Source organism: Kitasatospora sp. NPDC005856 (assembly GCF_040629945.1).
Lineage (GTDB): Bacteria > Actinomycetota > Actinomycetes > Streptomycetales > Streptomycetaceae > Kitasatospora.
In genome coordinates this window covers 1-18258 of the sequence record NZ_JBEXWT010000083.1, presented here as the reverse complement: position 1 = coordinate 18258, position 18258 = coordinate 1, and the positions used below count along the sequence as shown (strand labels likewise).

The 18258-nt window shown below is 73.3% G+C and carries 21 protein-coding genes; 8 read left to right on the top strand and 13 right to left on the bottom strand.

Annotated features, from left to right (window positions below; translation table 11 throughout):
* Positions 1–73 precede the first annotated feature (73 nt).
* Positions 74–565, top strand: a complete 492-nt coding sequence (locus tag ABZ449_RS33555) for an inorganic diphosphatase (protein WP_030059594.1) — start codon at positions 74–76, stop codon at positions 563–565.
* 239 nt (positions 566–804) lie between these two features.
* Here ABZ449_RS33555 and ABZ449_RS33550 read toward each other — a convergent pair whose 3' ends face one another.
* From ABZ449_RS33550 to ABZ449_RS33540, 3 genes are all read right to left on the bottom strand, one after another.
* Positions 805–1014 (bottom strand): dodecin, encoded by a 210-nt coding sequence (locus ABZ449_RS33550; RefSeq protein WP_360353677.1) that lies wholly within the window; start codon positions 1012–1014, stop codon positions 805–807.
* Between the two features lie 141 nt (positions 1015–1155).
* Positions 1156–2115, bottom strand: coding sequence for an asparaginase (locus ABZ449_RS33545; protein ID WP_360353675.1), 960 nt, complete (start codon positions 2113–2115; stop codon positions 1156–1158).
* Between the two features lie 72 nt (positions 2116–2187).
* Positions 2188–2808 (bottom strand): ABC transporter substrate-binding protein, encoded by a 621-nt coding sequence (locus tag ABZ449_RS33540; protein WP_360353673.1) that lies wholly within the window; start codon positions 2806–2808, stop codon positions 2188–2190.
* A gap of 674 nt (positions 2809–3482) precedes the next feature.
* Here ABZ449_RS33540 and dtd point away from each other — a divergent pair.
* Entirely contained in the window at positions 3483–3923 is a 441-nt protein-coding gene (gene dtd / locus ABZ449_RS33535; RefSeq protein WP_360353671.1) for a D-aminoacyl-tRNA deacylase, read from the top strand.
* A 21-nt stretch (positions 3924–3944) separates the two neighbouring features.
* Here dtd and ABZ449_RS33530 read toward each other — a convergent pair whose 3' ends face one another.
* From ABZ449_RS33530 to ABZ449_RS33520, 3 genes are all read right to left on the bottom strand, one after another.
* On the bottom strand, positions 3945–4907 hold the full coding sequence (locus ABZ449_RS33530; protein WP_360353717.1) for a folate-binding protein: 963 nt from the start codon (positions 4905–4907) through the stop codon (positions 3945–3947).
* Positions 4908–4926: 19 nt separating this feature from the next.
* Entirely contained in the window at positions 4927–5409 is a 483-nt protein-coding gene (locus ABZ449_RS33525; RefSeq protein WP_360353670.1) for a Fur family transcriptional regulator, read from the bottom strand.
* Positions 5410–5524: 115 nt separating this feature from the next.
* Entirely contained in the window at positions 5525–6109 is a 585-nt protein-coding gene (locus tag ABZ449_RS33520) for an FABP family protein (RefSeq protein WP_360353668.1), read from the bottom strand.
* Positions 6110–6457: 348 nt separating this feature from the next.
* Between ABZ449_RS33520 and ABZ449_RS33515 the strand changes: the two genes are divergently transcribed.
* Entirely contained in the window at positions 6458–6820 is a 363-nt protein-coding gene (locus ABZ449_RS33515; protein WP_030059603.1) for a DsrE family protein, read from the top strand.
* A gap of 71 nt (positions 6821–6891) precedes the next feature.
* On the opposite strand, the gene ABZ449_RS33510 is transcribed toward ABZ449_RS33515, so the two are convergent.
* The 7 genes from ABZ449_RS33510 to ABZ449_RS33480 form a co-directional block, all read right to left on the bottom strand.
* Positions 6892–7164: a DUF3099 domain-containing protein gene (locus ABZ449_RS33510; RefSeq protein ID WP_360353665.1), complete on the bottom strand. Its 273-nt coding sequence runs from the start codon at positions 7162–7164 to the stop codon at positions 6892–6894.
* A gap of 73 nt (positions 7165–7237) precedes the next feature.
* A complete protein-coding gene (locus ABZ449_RS33505; protein WP_030244525.1) occupies positions 7238–7528 on the bottom strand; it encodes a DUF1416 domain-containing protein in 291 nt (96 codons plus the stop codon).
* A gap of 39 nt (positions 7529–7567) precedes the next feature.
* Positions 7568–8404 carry a sulfurtransferase gene (locus ABZ449_RS33500; protein WP_360353663.1) on the bottom strand — a complete coding sequence of 279 codons (837 nt, stop codon included), beginning with the start codon at positions 8402–8404 and terminating at the stop codon, positions 7568–7570.
* Positions 8405–8637: 233 nt separating this feature from the next.
* Entirely contained in the window at positions 8638–8718 is an 81-nt protein-coding gene (locus ABZ449_RS33495) for an Ms5788A family Cys-rich leader peptide (RefSeq protein ID WP_350517234.1), read from the bottom strand.
* Between the two features lie 324 nt (positions 8719–9042).
* The gene (locus tag ABZ449_RS33490) at positions 9043–9774 is read right to left on the bottom strand and encodes a DUF2993 domain-containing protein (RefSeq protein ID WP_360353661.1); all 732 of its coding nucleotides are present in this window, start codon (positions 9772–9774) and stop codon (positions 9043–9045) included.
* A gap of 220 nt (positions 9775–9994) precedes the next feature.
* Positions 9995–11383: a hypothetical protein gene (locus tag ABZ449_RS33485; protein WP_360353659.1), complete on the bottom strand. Its 1389-nt coding sequence runs from the start codon at positions 11381–11383 to the stop codon at positions 9995–9997.
* Between the two features lie 5 nt (positions 11384–11388).
* Positions 11389–11682 (bottom strand): MoaD/ThiS family protein, encoded by a 294-nt coding sequence (locus ABZ449_RS33480; protein WP_360353657.1) that lies wholly within the window; start codon positions 11680–11682, stop codon positions 11389–11391.
* A gap of 730 nt (positions 11683–12412) precedes the next feature.
* Between ABZ449_RS33480 and ABZ449_RS33475 the strand changes: the two genes are divergently transcribed.
* The 5 genes from ABZ449_RS33475 (at position 12413) to ABZ449_RS33455 (ending at position 18116) form a co-directional block, all read left to right on the top strand.
* Complete coding sequence (locus tag ABZ449_RS33475) at positions 12413–13144, top strand: response regulator transcription factor (RefSeq protein ID WP_360353655.1); 732 nt, start codon at positions 12413–12415, stop codon at positions 13142–13144.
* Positions 13145–13335: 191 nt separating this feature from the next.
* Positions 13336–14394, top strand: a complete 1059-nt coding sequence (locus ABZ449_RS33470) for a LacI family DNA-binding transcriptional regulator (protein WP_360353653.1) — start codon at positions 13336–13338, stop codon at positions 14392–14394.
* Positions 14395–14509: 115 nt separating this feature from the next.
* Positions 14510–15784, top strand: coding sequence for a trypsin-like peptidase domain-containing protein (locus ABZ449_RS33465; RefSeq protein WP_360353651.1), 1275 nt, complete (start codon positions 14510–14512; stop codon positions 15782–15784).
* Positions 15785–15852: 68 nt separating this feature from the next.
* A complete protein-coding gene (locus ABZ449_RS33460; protein WP_360353649.1) occupies positions 15853–16626 on the top strand; it encodes a response regulator transcription factor in 774 nt (257 codons plus the stop codon).
* On the top strand, positions 16623–18116 hold the full coding sequence (locus tag ABZ449_RS33455) for a HAMP domain-containing sensor histidine kinase (RefSeq protein WP_360353647.1): 1494 nt from the start codon (positions 16623–16625) through the stop codon (positions 18114–18116). Before ABZ449_RS33460 ends, ABZ449_RS33455 begins: the two co-directional genes overlap by 4 nt.
* The last annotated feature ends 142 nt before the right edge of the window (positions 18117–18258 follow it).

The window sequence follows — 18258 nt, the reverse complement described above, 5'->3', positions numbered from 1 at the left end:
CCGGCCCCTTTCCCGAGCACTCACTCCCGTAGGAGACACTTGGATTCTGTCAGTCCCTACCTTGGAGGAACCGTTGGAGTTCGACGTCCTTATCGAAATCCCGAAGGGCTCTCGTAACAAGTACGAGGTCGACCACGAGACCGGCCGCCTGCGGCTCGACCGGATGCTCTTCACCTCGACCCGCTACCCGGCCGACTACGGCTACGTCGAGGGCACGCTCGGCGAGGACGGCGACCCGCTGGACGCCCTGGTCATCCTGGACGAGCCGACCTTCCCGGGCTGCCTGATCAAGTGCCGCGCCATCGGCATGTTCCACATGACCGACGAGGCCGGCGGCGACGACAAGCTGCTCTGCGTCCCGGCGACCGATCCGCGCTGGGAGCACCTGCGCGACATCCACCACGTGTCGGAGTTCGACCGCCTGGAGATCCAGCACTTCTTCGAGGTCTACAAGGACCTGGAGCCGGGCAAGTCCGTCGAGGGCGCCAACTGGGTCGGCCGCGCCGAGGCCGAGGCCGAGGTCACCGCTTCGATCAAGCGTCTGGCGGAGCAGGGCGGCCACTGAGCCGTCGTTCCGATCTCATTCGATCGAGGACGGTTCGAGGCAGGTCGGGACAGCCCGGGGCCGGGGTTCGCGGATTCTCCGCGGGCCCCGGCCTCCGTCGTGTCCGGGGACGGGACGGTTTGCCGACACCCTGTCGGCACGAGGCGGACCCGCGCCGGGAGCCGGCGCCGCGGGTCGCCCGGGCCCGGTGGGGCTCCGGGCCCGGGTGGGTTTCGGGGCCGGGTGGGTTTCGGGGCCGGTCAGTCCTCCAGCCGGAAGCCGACCTTCATGCACACCTGGTAGTGCTTGATCCGGCCCTCCTCCAGGTGGCCCCGGACCTGCGAGACCTCGAACCAGTCGAGGTTGCGCAGCGTCCGGGAGGCCCGTTCCACCCCGTTGCGGATCGCGGCGTCGACGCTCTCGGTCGAGGACCCGACGATCTCGGTCACCCGGTACACATGGTCGGTCATGGCGGACTCCTCAGCTGTGCGACGGCCCCCGGTCCACCGTGCACCGACCCGGGTCCGTCCGCACCCGGACGGACCGCCGCCGACCTCGGGCCCCCTGCTCCGCAAGACCGCCCGCCGGCCCCGGAAGACCGTCCGCCGGCTCTAGAAGACCGCCCGCACCCCGCCGACCGGCACCCCGCCGCCGAGCAGCGGGGCGGCGGCGATCCGCTCGACGGTCTCCTCCGCCCCGGTGACCCCGAGCCGGCGCAGCGCGGCCGCCAGGACCGGGCCGCGGGCCCGCTCGGCGCCGTCCTCGATCTTGAAGGCCAGGGCCCGGCCGTCCGGCAGCGCGACCACCTGAACGGCCTCGGCGCCCATCTTGGACAGCGCGCCCGGCACCGCCCGCATCAGCCAGGTGTCGGCCCGGCGGGTGCCGGCCACGTACTCGGGGTGGGCGCGCATCGCGTCGGCGACCCGGCGCGGCTCGGTGCCCTCGGCGGCCAGCACCAGGCCGCGGTAGCCGCGGGCCAGCCCGGTCAGGGACACGGCCAGCAGCGGCGCGCCGCAGCCGTCCACCCCGGCGTGCGCGGCGGTCTCCCCGGTGGCCTCCTCCAGGGCCTCGCGGGCCAGCCGCTGGATCGGGTGGGCCGGGTCGAGGTAGCTCGCGGTGTCCCAGCCGTTGGCCGTGCAGGCGGCCAGCCAGCCGGCGTGCTTGCCGGAGCAGTCCATCAGGATCGGGGCGCGCCCGCCGCCGGCGGAGAGCAGCAGCTCCGCCTCGGTGTCGTCCAGCGGCAGGTCGGCCGGGGTGCGCAGGGCCGACTCGTCGAGCCCGGCGGAGCCGAGGATGCTCCGGACACCATCGAGGTGAAACGATTCTGCGGAGTGGCTGGAGGCCGCCAGCGCCAGCATCGCGCCCTCGATCGCCAGCCCGGCCCGCAGCGTGGCCACCGCCTGGAACGGCTTGGCGGTCGACCGCGGGAAGACCGGGGCGTCCGGGTCACCGAGCGCGAACTCGACCGAGCCGTCGGCCGCGAGCAGCACCAGGGAGCCGTGGTGGCGGCCCTCGACGAAACCGGAGCGCACGACCTCGGCGAGAACGGGCGCGGTGGCGGGCAGGGACATGGCGGGTGAGCCTTCCGGGGCGAGGGTGGGCCGGGCGGGAGCCGGGCCCACCGCCCGCGGTGGTTCACCCGGTCAGAGCGGCCCCCCTGCGAGCAGGTCGTCGACCCGTGCTTCCCCATCACGGTACCTGCGGGTGATCTCGGCATTGCAACCGTCGGCCGTGCGCAGCAGCCGCTGGCGCCGCCCGGACACCTCCCGCTCGTGCGCCCGCAGCCGCTCCAGCGCGGCCAGCAGCTCCTCGGCCGGGTGGGCCGCCAGGTCGGCGAGCTGGACGTCGCCCATCAGGGCGTCCGCCTCCAGCCGGGACTCCTGGGTGCGCGGCGGGCCGAGGGTGACGTGCCGGGCCGAGCGCCGCACGCTGGAGGGCGCGTCGGTCAGGATGGCCGGCAGCCGGTCCAGCAGGTCACCGGGGAGCGGATCGGAGCCGGCCGGGCCGACCGTACGGACCGGGCCCACGCCGGGCCGCCGGTCGAGTTCGGCGCGCAGGATGTCCATCCGCCCGTGCAGCAGCCGCCGCAGGTACGACAGGTCGGCCTCCTGCTCCAGGGTCTCCCGGCGCAGCACCCGCAGTTGCTCCAGGCCCAGCCGCTCCAGGTCGGGCTCGTCCCCCGCGCCCGCCTCCGGGCCGTGCGGCCCTCCGGGGGCCCGCACCCCCGGCCCGGACCGGTCCCGCGCCGCGCTGCTCGCGTCCATACCCAACCACCTGACGTCGTCCGATCCCGCCCGCTCGCGGCACCCCGTCCCTGCCGCCGGTCCGGCCCGTCCCCCGACGGACCACGCGTCCCGTCCACCGGCACGCCCCGGTAACCCCGGAGGCTCCGGTCCCCGGCCGCGGCCGCCCACCGGGACGGCACTGCCGGACGCCTGACCTACCGGCTCGACCGCCCGGCCGAACCCGGCCCGGCGCGGCGGACCTCCTGGCGCCCCGGACCCTTCGTACGGTCCACCAGCGTGCCACCCCGCCCGGCGCGCGCGCACCGCCCGTGCACCCGAACGGCCCCCTGGCGAACGGGGGTGGCTGATATGACCGGACCTTTCCGCAGGGAGAGCGGCGCCCGATTCAGCGCAGGCGCGCACCCCAGGGCGTGCAGAGCCGCTTCACGCGCCCCTGGTGTGCGCCCTGGGAAGGCGGCCGAGGAGGAGCCGGGGAGGAACCGGGGAGGCCGCTGGGGCGTACGGGACGGGTGGAGGAGGGGCTCGGCGGCGTGGCGGGTGCGCAGGGGGCGGGGAGACGGCGGATGCCCGCGGCCGGCCGGGGGCCCGCACGGGCCCGGGGGCGCGGCAGGTGCGCAGGGGGCGCGGAGGCGGCGGATACGGGCCCCCAGGGGCCCTCCGGGGGCCGTACGGCGCTCCGGCACAATGGCGGCATGCGAGCAGTGGTGCAGCGAGTGACCGAGGCCCGGGTGACCGTGGCCGGTGAGACCGTCGGCGCGATCGAGGGGCCGGGGCTCTGCGTCCTGGTCGGCGTCACCCACGACGACACCCCCGCGAAGGCCGCCCAGCTGGCCCGCAAGCTCTGGACGCTGCGACTGCTGCCCGCGAACGACGAGGGCGTCGAGCAGAGCTGCTCGGACCTCGGCGCCCCGCTGCTGGTGATCAGCCAGTTCACGCTCTACGGCGACGCCCGCAAGGGCCGCCGCCCCACCTGGAACGCCGCCGCTCGCGGCCCGGTCGCCGAGCCGCTGGTGGACGAGGTGGTGGCACAGCTGCGGGCGCTGGGCGCCAAGGTGGAGACGGGCCGGTTCGGCGCCGACATGCAGGTGGCGCTGGTGAACGACGGCCCGTTCACCGTCCTCGTCGAGGTCTGAGCGGCCCCTCCCGCCCGCCCGCTACTGCGGGACGATCACGTCCTGAGTACCGGGCACCGTGCCGGCCAGCAGCACGGCGTCCACCGGAACGTTCCGCTTGACGATCGCCAGCGCGATCGGCCCCAGCTCGTGGTGCCGGGCCGAGGAGGTCACGAAGCCCAGCGCCCGCCCGTCCGGGTCGGTGGCCAGCCGTACCTCGGTGCCGTGCGGGGGCAGCGACTCCTCGGTGCCGTCCAGGTGGAGGAAGACCAGCCGGCGCGGCGGTCGGCCCAGGTTGTGCACCCGGGCGACGGTCTCCTGACCGCGGTAGCAGCCCTTCTGCAGGTGGACGGCGGTGCGCAGCCAGTCCACCTCGTGCGGGATGGTCCGGTGGTCGGTCTCGAAACCCAGCCGGGGCCGGTGGCCCTCGATCCGCAGCGCCTCGTACGCCCAGACCCCGGCCGCCGGGCCGTACCCGGCGGTGAGCCGCTCAAGATCACCGCGCGGCACGAACAGGTCACGCCCGTAGGGGAGTTCGCGGACGGCGGCGGCGCCCTCGACGGAGGCGGTGGAGCCGGCCGGCAGGTGGACCACGGCGTACTCGGCGGTCGCGTCGGCGACCTCCACCCGGTAGAAGAACCGCATGCTGTCCAGGTAGGCCACCAGGGCCTCCTGGGTGCCCGGCTCGACGTGCGCCCAGGTGGTGGCCCCGTCGTCCACCAGGTAGAGCGCGTGCTCGACGTGCCCGTTCGGGGAGAGCACCAGCGCCTCGGCGGCCTGCTGCGGCGGCAGTTCGCTGACGTGCTGGGTGAGCAGCAGGTGCAGCCAGGAGAGCCGGTCCGGGCCGGTCACCGTGACCACGCCGCGGTGGGAGAGGTCGACGAAGCCGGCGCCCTGCGACAGGGTGCGTTGCTCGCGGAAGATGTCGCCGTAGTGGGCGGCGACACCCTCGTCGGCCCCCTCGGCGGGGACGGCTCCGGGCAGGGAAAGCAGCGGACTCTTCAGACCGGTCATACCGGCCAGCTTACGACCGGTCCCCGGCGGCCTTGGCCGTGCAGTCGGCGCAGCGGCCGAAGATGGCGAAGTGCTTGAGGTCGGTGTCGAAACCGTGCCGCTCGCGCAGGCTGTCGATCAGCGGCTGGGCGATCTCGGTGCCGGTCTCGGTGACCTTCTCGCAGTCCCGGCAGACCAGGTGCAGGTGGTGGTGGCGGCCGGCCAGGTGGTACGTCGGGGCGCCGTGGCCGAGGTGGGCGTGCGAGACCAGGCCCAGCTCCTCGAGCAGCTCCAGGGTCCGGTAGACGGTGGAGATGTTGACGCCGCTGGCGGTCCGGCGGACGTGGCAGAGGATGTCGTCGGGGGTGGCGTGGTCGAGCTCGTCGACGGCCTCCAGGACGAGCTGGCGCTGCGGGGTGAGCCGGTACCCGCGCTCGCGCAGGTCGGCCTTCCAGTCGTCGGAGAGGTGCCAGTCGCCGGAGAGCTGCCAGTCGGTGGTGCCGGTGTCCGCCACGGTACTCGTCCCTGCCAATGGTCGGGGGTCCTGAGGCAAGTGTAGGGACCGGCCGCGGGCCGGTCCCTACCTCGTGCACGGAAGTGCCGGTCCCGCGACCGGCCGCGCCACCGGCCTACTTGAAGAAGGCGATGCCGTCGTCCGGCAGGTCGTTGATGTCCTTGATCAGCTGGGCCGGGCTGAGCACCTTCTTCAGCTGCGCGGACATGTACGGGCGCAGCGGCACGTTCGGGGCGGCCTTCTCGCCGACCCAGAGCAGCTCGCCGTTGACGAAGCCGTACAGCCGCTTGCCGCCCGAGTACTCCGGGGAGCCCTCGATCCGGGCGACGGCGTCGGTGGAGACGTCGACCTGCGGCTTGCCGTCGGCCAGCTCGCCGTACCAGATCTCGACCGTGCCGTCGTCCCGGACGGAGGAGATCTCGATCCCCCGGGCACCGCTGGTGCCGTCGTGGTTGCTGGTGATGCGCCAGAACGCGTGCTCGTTCTCCAGCGGACGGACCTTCTCACCCTCGCTGTTCAGCACCCAGGTGCGGGAGCGGAACTCCAGGAAGGGGCGGCCATCGTGGCGGATCACGATCTCCTGGCCGAAGTTGCACTTCTCCGTGCCGGGGAAGTCGAAGACTCCCGCGCCCTCCCAGGTGCCGAGGAGGAAGGCGAGCGGGACGACGTCCTTGTGGAGGTCAGAGGGGATCTCGATCATGTTCCTGGTCGCTGTTCTCGTCGGTGTGGGCCTGCCTCAACCGTACGGCAGGCTCAGCGCTGGCCCTGGTACAGCTTCATCACGGAGAAGATGGCGAACCAGGTGATCAGCACGGCCATGAGGGCCAGCAGACCGTCGAAGAAGATTTCCAGACCGGACACGGGTGGCTCCCAGGCGGCGACAGTGTGGTGGATTGTGCTCCGCTTACTCTATCGGCCGGGTTCCGGCCGGTCGCGGTGAGCCCCACCACGTCGCGCTCCGCGCCGTCTTCCCGCGGCTGCCCAAGCTTTGCCCAAGGGTTCCTGGGATGCCGGACGGCGGGAGCGGCGGGACCTCTAAGGTGGCGCCATGTCGAAGAAACTGGTCATCAAGGTCACCGCAGGGGCGGACGCGCCGGAGCGGTGCTCGCAGGCGTTCACGGTGGCGGCGGTGGCCGTCGCCAGCGGGATCGAGGTCTCGCTCTGGCTGACCGGGGAGTCCTCCTGGTTCGCGCTGCCGGGCCGGGCGGCCGAGTTCGAACTGCCGCACGCGGCGCCGCTGCCGGACCTGCTGGAGTCGATCCTGGCGGCCGGCTCGGTGACGCTCTGCACCCAGTGCGCGGCCCGGCGCGGGATCGAGCAGAAGGACACCGTCGAGGGTGTCCGCATCGCGGGCGCCCAGGTGTTCGTCAGCGAGATCATGGCGGACGGCGTCCAGGCGCTGGTGTACTGAGGCCTCCCGCCGCTCCCGGGCGGCGTCACGGGCGCGGCTCGTGGTCCCTCACGGCCGCTGCTCGTGGTTCCTCACGGCCGCTGCTCGTGGTCGGGGCGGTCCCGGTCGTGGCCGGGCTCGTCCCACTCCGGGTCGTCCCATCGCGGGTCGTCCCACCAGTCGTCCTCCGGGTCCCGCTTGTTGGCGAACACCGCGGCGGCGGGCGGGATGACCATCGCGACCACGCACATGCCGATCGCCGCGCCGACCGAGAAGAACCGCACCACGCCCCAGGCCATGACGAACAGGCCCAGGCACACGCCCATCATGGCGAAGTAGTAGCGACGCCGCCGCCTTGCCTGCACCCCTCCACGGTACGGCCGAGGGCCCCTGCACGGCAGGGGCCCTCGGGGTGATCCGGAAGCTTCGCGGCTCCGGTCAGACCGCGATCGCGACCTCGACGGCGGCGCCCTGGGAGGCCACCACCTGACGGTCCACGGTCTGGCCCGGCACCAGCGCGCGCAGGGTCCACTTGCCCGGGCGGGCGAAGAACCGGAACTGGCCGGTCGCCGAGGTGGGCACCTCGGCCGTGAACTCACCGCCCTCGTCCAGCAGCCGGACGTAGCCGTTGACCGGCTCACCGTCGCGGGTCACCGAACCCTGGATGATCGTCTCGTTCGCCACGTCAACTCCTGCCAGGTCCGGGCCGCCGGCCTTCGCACCGCACATGTCTGTCTTCCCTTCTGACTTACGGGTCGAGCCGGGGGCTCAGTTGCTGCCGAGCTCGATCGGCACGCCGACCAGGCTGCCGTACTCGGTCCACGAGCCGTCGTAGTTCTTGACGTTCTCCTGGCCGAGCAGCTCGTGCAGCACGAACCAGGTGAGCGCGGAACGCTCGCCGATGCGGCAGTAGGCGATGGTGTCCTTCGCCAGGTCGATGCCCTCGGCCTCGTACAGCGCCTTGAGCTCGTCGTCGCTCTTGAAGGTGCCGTCGTCGTTGGCGTTCTTGGCCCACGGGATGTTGCGGGCGCTCGGCACGTGGCCGGGGCGCTGCGACTGCTCCTGCGGGAGGTGGGCCGGGGCCAGCAGCTTGCCGGAGAACTCGTCGGGCGAGCGGACGTCGACCAGGTTCAGGTTGCCGATGGCGGCGATCACGTCGTCGCGGAAGGCGCGGATCGAGGAGTCGGCGGCCTGCGCCGTGTACTCGGTGGCGGGGCGGGCCGGAACCTCGGCGACCAGGTCGCGGGAGTCCAGCTCCCACTTCTTGCGGCCGCCGTCCAGCAGGCGGACGTCGCCGTGGCCGTACAGCTTGAAGTACCAGTAGGCGTACGAGGCGAACCAGTTGTTGTTGCCGCCGTACAGGACCACGGTGTGGTCGTTGGCGATGCCCTTGGCGCTGAGCAGCGCCTCGAAGCCGGCCTGGTCGATGAAGTCGCGGCGGACCGGGTCCTGGAGGTCCTGCTTCCAGTCGATCCGGACGGCGTTGCGGATGTGGTTCTTCTCGTAGGCGGAGGTGTCCTCGTCGACCTCGACGATCACGACCTTCGGGTCGTCCAGGTGGGCCTGGACCCAGTCGGCGTCGACCAGGACGTCGCTGCGGCTCATGGTGGTGTTCTCCATCCGAGGGCGGTTGTACGGAAGGTGCTGCTCAGGAGGGTGCTGCAGGGTGCCCGGGTGGGAGCGGTCCGAAATCCCGTCCGAATCGTGGGACGAAGGGAGGACCGGCGCGGCCGGACGGTGAACTGCGGAGTACATCGGCGACCACCCGCTCACAGAGCCGGGCGCGATCGCCGGGAAGATCGGCGGCGGGCGTCAACTGCCCAGCCGGGGGCGCTGAATCAGCGCATTCGACACAGACAGGCGGCCACGCGGCACAGGTCTACCGCCCGCCGCTTCGTGAGGTCCGTCTGTCGCTTCATGCCGACGATGCTAGGGACACCGGAGGCCCGCTGTCATCAGCGTATCGAATAGTGGGATCAAAACGGTCGCATGGTGGGATTCGACCTCGGCTCGGCCTGCGGGGGCCCGCCGGGAGGCCGTCCGACGGTCCGCGCGGGGCGGAAACGACACCGCTCCGCGGTCCGCGCTGGACAGCGCGTCTCGCGGAGCGGAACGATTCGGCGGCACGGGGAACGGGCCGGCGACCGGGACGAGGGTCGGGACCGAGACCTGGATCTGGATCTGGATCTGGATCTGGACCTGGACCTGGACCGGGAACGCCGCCGGGCCGGGCGGGCCGGGGATCAGCCCAGGAGCTTGACGTCCTTGCCGTCGAAGGTCAGCTGGAGGCCCTCCGGCAGCGGCGCCACACCGCCGCCGCCCTCCTTGTCGGCCAGCTTCAGCCCGGCCGGCAGCGTGTCCAGGGTGAAGCTCATCGGCTCGAGCTGCTGGTTGGTGGCACCGGCCACCATCCCCGCCAGCGAGCTCAGCCGGAAGCCGTCCACCGTGACGGTGTTCCCCTTGTTGTGCACGGTGCCCTCGCCGATCGCGATCGGCCCCAGCGAGGCCTTGACCTTGCCCGGACCGGCGTAGGCCAGGGTCAGCCGCGAGTTGCCGCCCACCGGCAGCTTGGTCCCGTGCAGCAGCTGCGAGGCGGGCGGCAGCAGCTGCCCGAGGTCCTGGTAGGAGATCACCCCGCTGCCGGTGCCGCTGTCCACCGTGGCGTTGTTCATGCTGTCGCTGACCTTGACCCCGGAGAGCTGCGCCTTGAACGAGTGCAGCGCCACCCGGTGGCTGCCCTCGCCGACGGTCAGGCCCTCGGAGGAGATCCGGACGTCGTCCAGCTTCATCGACAGCACCTGGGTGAGGAACGGGAAGCCCTCGATCGAGACGTCCGGGCGCTGGCTCATCCGGCCGCTCTTCACGATCCGGTCGGCGGCCTCGTCCTCGGCCACGCCCACCGCGATCCGGTCGGCCCCCAGCAGCAGGCCGGAGAGCACCGCCAGGCCGATCGTGGCCTTCAGCCATCCGCGCATCGTGTCCCCCGTCGTCGCCGCTCGCTGTGGTCGTTCGCTGTGGTCGTTCGTCGCTGAAATCGTTCGCCGTGGGTGCTTCGCAGTAGGTGCTTCGCAGTGGGTCGTTCGCCGTTCCGCGGCGGACGCGGGACACGTCCGCCCTCGCACGACCGTACGACGTCCGGCCCCGGAACATGGTTCCGGGGCCGGAATCCGACCTGGCGCCGACCTGGCGCGAAAATCAGGCCAGCAGCTCGGTGGCGATCCAGATCAGCGGCGCGGCCACCGCCAGCGGCAGCGCCACGCCCGCCGTCATGTGCACGAAGCGGGACGGGAAGTCGTACGCCGCGACCCGGCGGCCGACCAGCGCACCCAGCCCGGCCAGCGTGCCGAGCGCCACCGGCGCCCCGACCAGCAGGCCCAGCGCCACCGCCGCGGCCAGGCCCAGCACCGGGCCCAGCTGCTTCGGCCCGGGCAGCGGCGCCGCGGCCAGCAGGGTGGCCAGCGCCACCGCGCCCACCGCGGCCGGCACCCAGTCGGCCAGCAGCAGCATGGTGCACAGCGCCGTCACCACGGTGGCCGAGCCGAGCACGGTCAGCGCGTAGAACCGCTCCTTCGGGTCCGACGGACGGAACGTCTGCAGCACCAGGACGAGCAGGAAGAACCCGCCCAGGGTGCCCACCACGGCCGCCACGCCGCCGTCGGAGTCCGCCAGCAGCACCGCCGCGTCCGCCGTGAAACCGGCCAGCGCGGCGAGCAGGATGCCCTGCCGGGCCGGCCACATGCCGTTCAGCCGGAACCAGCCGGCCGCCGTCAGCAGCTGGAGCAGCGCGACCACCAGGGCCAGCGCGATCTGCCCGAGCGCGGCGCCGCCGGCCAGCAGCGCCGCCGCGCCCGCGGTGATCAGGGCCGGCTGCAGGCCCGGGTCGATGATCGGCGAGCCGGTCCGGCCGCGCGGGCCCGCGGGCGGCGCGGGCCGCGGCGGGACGGCCGGGTCCAGCGGGCCGGGGACGGTCGGGCGCTTGAGCGTCATGGTCGGCGGATCGAAGGCCTCCGCCGGCTGCGGCGCGGGGGCCGGCTGCGGCGCGGGAGCCGCGTGCCGGGCCCGCGGCCTCGGCGGCTGCTGGAGCTGGATCGTCGGGTCCGGCTGGGGCTGCACCGGCTGCTCCGGCTGCCGACGCCGCTGCTGCCGCGACTGCTGGGGCTGCTGAGGCTGCCGGGTGGGCTGCGGCTGCGGCTGCTGGAACGACTGACGCTGATGCTGCTGATGCTGGTGGGGCTGGTGGGGCTGGTGCGGCGCGACCGGCATCGCACCGGACACCACCACCGGCGGCAGCAGCGTCGTCGCCTCGGCGTCGTCCAGAGCCGGCACCGGCGGGAGCAGGGTGGTCGCGGCCGCGTCGTCGAACGCGGGCACCGCCGGCAGCACCGCGGTCGCCGCCGCGTCGTCCGCCGGATGGCCGTACGGCGGCTGGTGGCCGGGCTGCTGCGGCGGGAAGTGCTGCTGCCCCTGCGGGTGCTGCGGCTGTGCCCGAGGCGGGTACGGCTGCTGGTGGGGCTGATGGGGCTGCTGCGGCCACTCGCCGTAGCCGCCGCGGTGCGGGTCGTTCGGGTTGTTCATGTCGGTCACGCCGCTCACCCTCCCGCGAACGGGGGGAGGACCTCCACCGTCCCGCCCTCGGTCAGGACGACGGTCGCGTGGTCGCGGCCGCCCACCTGGACCCCGTCGACCAGGTACGAGCAGTGCCCGAGCAGCCGGACGAACGTCGGCCGGTCGGCGTGCCGCCCCCTGGCCGCCGTCAGCGCCTCCGCCAGGGTCGCCGCCTCGTAAGGCTCCTCGGCCAGCCCGGCCTCGGACTTCGCCGCCGCCCAGTAGCGGATCGTCCCGCGCACCCGGGCGCCGCTCGCGGGCTCGGTGGTCGCGCCCATCGGGCCACCCCTTCTCGTCGTCCTCGCCCGGTCCCGGTGCCCCGGTCCGGCTCGCCACCGCGACGGCCGCCCGGCCACCCGAACGATGGACCCGAACAGCGCCTTCGATGTGCGTCCCCATGATGGCGTGTCCGCCGCCACGAGCGGCAATCGCCCTGGCCGGGCCGGGCAGGGGGGAACGCCCCGGCCTTCCGCCGGACCGCCCCCGGGCGGCGCCGGACCGGCGCTCGAAGCTGTGTCCAGCCTCACCCGGCGCACGCCCGAATTGGGCGAACCGCCGGATTCCCGCACTCCCGGCAGCGGAGGCGGTCGGCTATCCTCGACCACCAAGAGGGATCCGGGCAGAGTCGCCCCCGGGTCCTTTTGTGCTTTCAGGACGCCAGTACGGACGTTCTTGCGATTCGTCGGCCCACCCCCGGCGCGCAGCAGGACCGCCCCGCCTGACGCGGCACAACGACGTGCCCCGGCCGGCCGGGGAACCGACACCGGCACCGGGCCGCCACCCGGTACCGGGCCAGACCGGAGGGTTCGCGGTGATGAACAGGGCAGAAACGGTGCGCCCGGGGTTGCGGGACCCCCGGCGGACCCGCCGTCGCGCCCTGCACGCCGTCCGCTCCCTCGGTTCGCCGCGGCCGACCGTCGTCCTCCCCTCCCCCTCAGCACGTGCGCCATCCGGCTGTGGCGGCAGCCGTAACGCGACCGCGACGACCCGGAAAGGGGACCACCGGGCATGAGTTCTCTCCTCCTCCTCACCAATGCGCTGCAACCCTCCGCCGAAGTGCTGCCCGCCCTCGGCCTGCTGCTGCACAACGTCCGGGTGGCCCCCGCCGAGGGCGCGGCCCTGGTGGACACCCCCAGCGCGGACGTCATCCTGGTCGACGGCCGGCGTGACCTGCCGCAGATCCGCAGCCTCTGCCAGCTGCTGCGCTCCACCGGCATCGGCTGCCCGCTGATCCTGGTGGTGACCGAGGGCGGCCTGGCCGCCGTCACCGCCGAGTGGGGCATCGACGACGTCCTGCTGGACACCGCGGGCCCGGCCGAGGTCGAGGCCCGGCTGCGACTCGCGCTCGGCCGTCTCCAGGTCGTCACCGACGACAGTCCGATGGAGATCCGCAACGGCGACCTCTCGGTCGACGAGGCCACCTACTCCGCCAAGCTCAAGGGCCGGGCGCTCGACCTCACCTTCAAGGAGTTCGAGCTGCTCAAGTACCTCGCGCAGCACCCCGGCCGGGTCTTCACCCGGGCGCAGCTGCTCCAGGAGGTCTGGGGCTACGACTACTTCGGCGGCACCCGGACCGTGGACGTGCACGTCCGGCGGCTGCGCGCCAAGCTCGGCGTGGAGCACGAACAGCTGATCGGCACCGTGCGCAACGTCGGCTACCGCTTCGTCATCCCGGAGAAGCCCGAGAAGGGCGAGCGGGCGGACCTCGCCCAGCGCCCCGCCACCCCACTGGACGCCTGAGTCCGGGCCGGCTGGACGCCCGCGTCCGGCCGGCCCGGACCGCGCTCCGGAGCCGGGCGGGCCGTCCCCCGCCCGGCTTGTCCGGTTCCTCCCGGAGAGGCCCGTCCTCCTCTCCGGGAGGCCCGTCGGCCTGCCGAACGAGGCCCCGGACCCCACTGCCGCCCCGGAGGCCACACGCGTAGACTCCCCCCGTGGCCAAAGTGACGCGCGACGATGTAGCCCGGCTGGCTGGTACCTCGACCGCGGTCGTCAGCTACGTCATCAACAACGGGCCGCGCCCGGTCGCGCCCGCGACCCGGGAGAAGGTCCTCGCGGCGATCGAGCAGCTCGGCTACCGGCCGAACAGCGTCGCCCAGGCGATGGCCTCCCGCCGCACCAACCTGATCGGCATGGTCGTCCCGGACGCCCGCCAGCCCTTCTTCGCCGAGATGGCGCACGCCGTCGAACGGGCCGCCTCCGAGCGCGGCAAGCTCGTGCTGATCGGCAACTCCGACTACGTGGACGACCGCGAGGTGCACTACGTCCGCGCCTTCCTCGGGATGCGCGTCTCCGGCCTGATCCTGGTCAGCCAGGGCCCCTCCCAGCGCGCCGCCGAGGAGTTCGCCGCCATGGAGGGCGCCAAGGTGGTGCTGCTGCACCGCCGGCCCGAGGCGATCGACGACGTCGCGGTGGTCACCGACGACGTCGCGGGCGCCGAGGCCGTCGTGCGCCACCTGCTGGAGGTCCACGGGCACCCGCACGTGGCCTGCTTCGGCGGCCCGGTCGAGTCCCCCGCCCCCGGCGACCCGGTCATCGACCACGTCGAGGGCTGGCAGCGCGCCATGGACGCGCACGGCATCCCCACCGAGCCGTACCTGATCGACGCGCCCTTCCACCGCTACGGCGCCTTCGAGGTCGCGCTCGGCGTGCTCGGCTCGCCGGACCGGCCGCGGGCGATCTTCTGCTCCACCGACGACCAGGCGATCGGCGTGCTGCGGGCCGCCCGCGAGGTCGGCCTGCGGGTCCCGGAGGACCTCGCGGTGGCCGGCTTCGACGACGTGCCGGAGGCCGCGCTCGCCGACCCGCCGCTGACCACCGTCGCCTCCGACCGCGACGCGATGGCCCGGGCCGCGGTGGACCTGGTGCTGGACGACTCGCTGATGGTGCCCGGCTCGGACACCGAACGGGTCCGCACCTTCCCGTCCCGGCTGGTCATCCGCCGTTCCTGCGGCTGCGACGGCCCCGCCCCGGGCCGATCCGTACCGGAGTAGCCGGTTCCGCCGGGCAGGCGGCCTGACCAGGCTTTATGAGAACCGAACGGGCTTCTCTCCCCGTTCTGAGCCCGTTCTCATGAACTCCTCATGCACCGGGCAGAGCTTGGTCGGCATGAGCGAACAGCAGCGGCACCCCGACGAGCAGTACGACCCGTACCAGCCCCACGCGCCCTACGCGCGGTACCGGCCCGACGAGCGGCACGAGCAGTACGCGTCCGACGAGCGGCACGAACAGTACGCGTCCGGCGAGCAGCACGAGCAGTACGGCCCGTACCGGGCCCAGGAGCCCCGGGTGATCGAGGGCACCGTACTCGGCGGCGGTCCGGCCACCGGCGGCCCCGACACCACCGGCCCGGCCGGGTACGGCTACCGCGAGGACCACTCCGGCGGAGTCTTCGACGGCCCGCCGCCGCCCCCGCCCACCCCGCCCGAGCCGCCCACGATCCTCGGGCCGGGCTCCCCCGAGGGCCCCGGCGACCACGGCAGCCGGGCCCGGCGCGGACTGCTGCGCGGCCGGCTCGTCCTGGTCACCGCCGTCGCCGCGATCGCCGCCGTCCTCGGCGGGGTCACCGGCGGCCTGGTCGCCGCCGACCGGCAGGGCACCGACAACCGCGTCGGCACCGTCGCCAGCCCGGTCTCCGCCCGCTCCGACGGCAGCGCCGACGTGGCCGCCATCGCCGCCGCCGTCTCGCCCAGCACCGTCCAGATCACCGTCAAGACCGGCAACGGCACCGCCACCGGCACCGGCGTCGTCCTCGACACCGACGGCCGGATCCTCACCAACTACCACGTGATCGACACCGCGACCGCGGGCGGCCGGATCACCGTCACCTTCAAGGACGGCTCCACCGCCCAGGCCACCGTCACCGGCACCGACAAGGCCCTCGACGTCGCCGTGATCACCGCGACCGGCGCGAAGAACCTCACCCCCGCCGTCCTCGGCGACTCCTCCACCGTGGCCATCGGCGACCCGGTCGTCGCCATCGGCAACCCCGACGGCCTCACCGGCACCGTCACCTCCGGCATCATCAGCGCCGAGAACCGCGACGTCACCGTCCAGCTCGACGAGGGCAGCACCAGCAACAACGGCGGATTCGGCCTCCCCTTCCTGCCCGGCCTGCGCGGCACCGCCCCGCAGTCCACCAGCGGCAGCAGCACCACCTACAAGGCCTTCCAGACCGACGCCGCGCTCAACCCCGGAAACTCCGGCGGCCCGCTGATCAACGCCAACGGCCAGGTCATCGCCATCAACTCGGCGATGTACGCGCCCGGCGGCTCCGGCTCCTCCGGCGGCGGCTCGGCCGGCAGCGTCGGCCTCGGCTTCGCCATCCCGATCAACGACGTCAAGCAGGTCCTGCCGAAGCTCGAAGCCGGCCAGAACCTGTGAGCCACGCTCACTGAGACGGACAATTGCTCCCAGCAGGCCCTCCACCCGACGAGAAAGGGCACCCGCCCATGACCCCGTCCGCCGACGACCGCACCCCCGCCGAGGCCGGCCACGCCACCGCCCGGCTCCTCGTGGTCGACGACGAACCAGCACTCCGGGACGCCCTGGAGAGCAGCCTCGCCTTCGAGGGATACGAGGTCGCCACCGCCACCGACGGCTACGAGGCCCTGGAGTCCGTCGAACGCGACCGGCCCGACCTCGTCCTGCTGGACATCATGATGCCCCGGATGGACGGCCTCACCGCCGTCCGCCGGATGCGCTCGCGCGGCGACACCGTCCCCGTCCTGATGCTGACCGCCCGCGACGCCGTCGGCGACCGCGTCACCGGCCTCGACGTCGGCGCCGACGACTACCTCGCCAAGCCCTTCGAGCTCGACGAACTGCTCGCCCGCGTCCGCGCCCTGCTGCGCCGCAACGCCCTCGCCGCCGAGGCGGCCGCCCGCGCCGCCGTCGCCGAGGACGAGACCGAGGTGCTCTCCTTCGCCGACCTGCGGATGAACACCGCCACCCGCGAGGTCACCCGGGCCGGCAAGCCGATCGAACTCACCCGCACCGAGTTCATGCTGCTGGAGATGTTCCTCGCCCACCCCCGCCAGGTCCTCACCCGCGAACAGATCCTCAAGGCGGTCTGGGGCTTCGACTTCGAGCCCTCCTCCAACTCCCTGGACGTGTACGTGATGTACCTGCGCCGCAAGACCGAGCAGGGCAGCATGCCCCGCCTGATCCAGACCGTACGCGGCGTCGGCTACGCCCTGCGCCAGGCCGCCGGCACGAACGCGTGAACAACGTTCCGCCCCCTCCGCTGGCCCCTCCGCAGGTCCGGCCCCGCACACCCGGCCGCCGGCAGCGCCTCCTCCACTGGTTCCGCTCCCGCTCGCTGCGCAGCCGCCTCACCTTCCTGAGCGCGGCGGCGGTGGCGGTGGCGATCGCGCTGTCGGCACTGGCGTGCTGGTTCATCGTGGAGAAGCAGCTGTACGGGCAGGTTCGGGCGGACCTGGCGAGCGCGCCCCCGGGCATGGTCGGCAGGAACCTCACCTGCTACGACACCCCGGAACACGCCCTGGAGCGCCAACCCATCAGCGGCCTGCCGGAGACCAGCGGAGCCGCCACTCGGGACACCCAGTTCCTCGCACTCGGCAAGGGGGTCTGTCTGCCTCCTACCGCGACCAAGGCCATCGTGACCGAGCCGAAGGACTCGGCCGCCTTCACGCTCAAGCCCGGTCAGTCGATCATTCGGGAGGGCCACTACACCACCGGGGAACCCGCCCTGGTCCGGCTGACGGCGGACCCCAGGTTCACGGTGCCGGTCGTCGTCATGGTGGCCACCTCCACCCAACCCGTCGAGGAGTCCCTCCAGGGCCTCGCCATCCTCCTCGGCTCCGTCTCCGTCGGCGGCATCCTGCTCGCCGCCATCGCCGGCCGCCTGGTCGCCCGCTCCGCCCTGAAGCCCGTCGACCAGCTCACCGACGCCGTCGAGCACATCGCCCGGACCGAGGAGGTGGGCACCACCATCCCGGTCCACGGGGACGACGAGATCGCCCGGCTCTCCACCTCCTTCAACTCCATGAGCACCGCCCTCGCCAACTCCCGCGAGCGGCAGACCCGGCTGATAGCCGACGCCGGGCACGAGCTCCGCACCCCCCTGACCTCCCTGCGCACCAACGTCGACCTGCTGATCCGCAGCAACGACACCGGCCGCCCACTGCCCGCCGCGACCAAGACCAAGCTGCTGGGCAACATGAAGGCGCAGATGCAGGAGCTCACCGTCCTGATCGGCGACCTGCTGCAGCTCTCCCGTCCGGACACCCCGAAGAGCGGCCCGGCCCCCACCGTGGTCGCCCTGCACGAGATCGCCGGACGGGCCGTCGAGCGGGCCGAGCTGCGCGGGCCCGGGCTGGTCTTCGAGACCGACACCGAGCCCTGGTACGTGCGGGGCGACGCGGCCGGGCTGGAGCGGGCGGTGATCAACCTGCTGGACAACGCGGTCAAGTACAGCCCGCCCGGCGGCACCATCGAGGTCCGGCTGCGCCAGGGCGTGCTGACCGTCCGCGACCACGGCCCCGGCATCCCTCCGGACGAGCTCCAGTACGTCTTCGACCGGTTCTGGCGCTCGCCCTCCTCGCGCCAGCTGCCCGGTTCCGGCCTCGGGCTGTCGATCGTCGCGCAGAGCGTCCGGGAGGCGGGCGGAGAGGTCACCCTCGGCCCGGCCGCCGACGGCGGCCCGGGTGCGCTGGCCACCGTCCGGCTGCCCGGCGGCCCCGCGCCGGAATGACGGAGGGGTCGGGCGGGGCGCCCCGACAGCGCCCCACCCGACCCCTCCTAGATGAATGAGTCCGATGTCTTCAGTGGTCATAGGCGATGAGTGATCGCTTGATCGGGGCGTCGATGGTCCAGTTGTGCCAGATGGCGGCAGC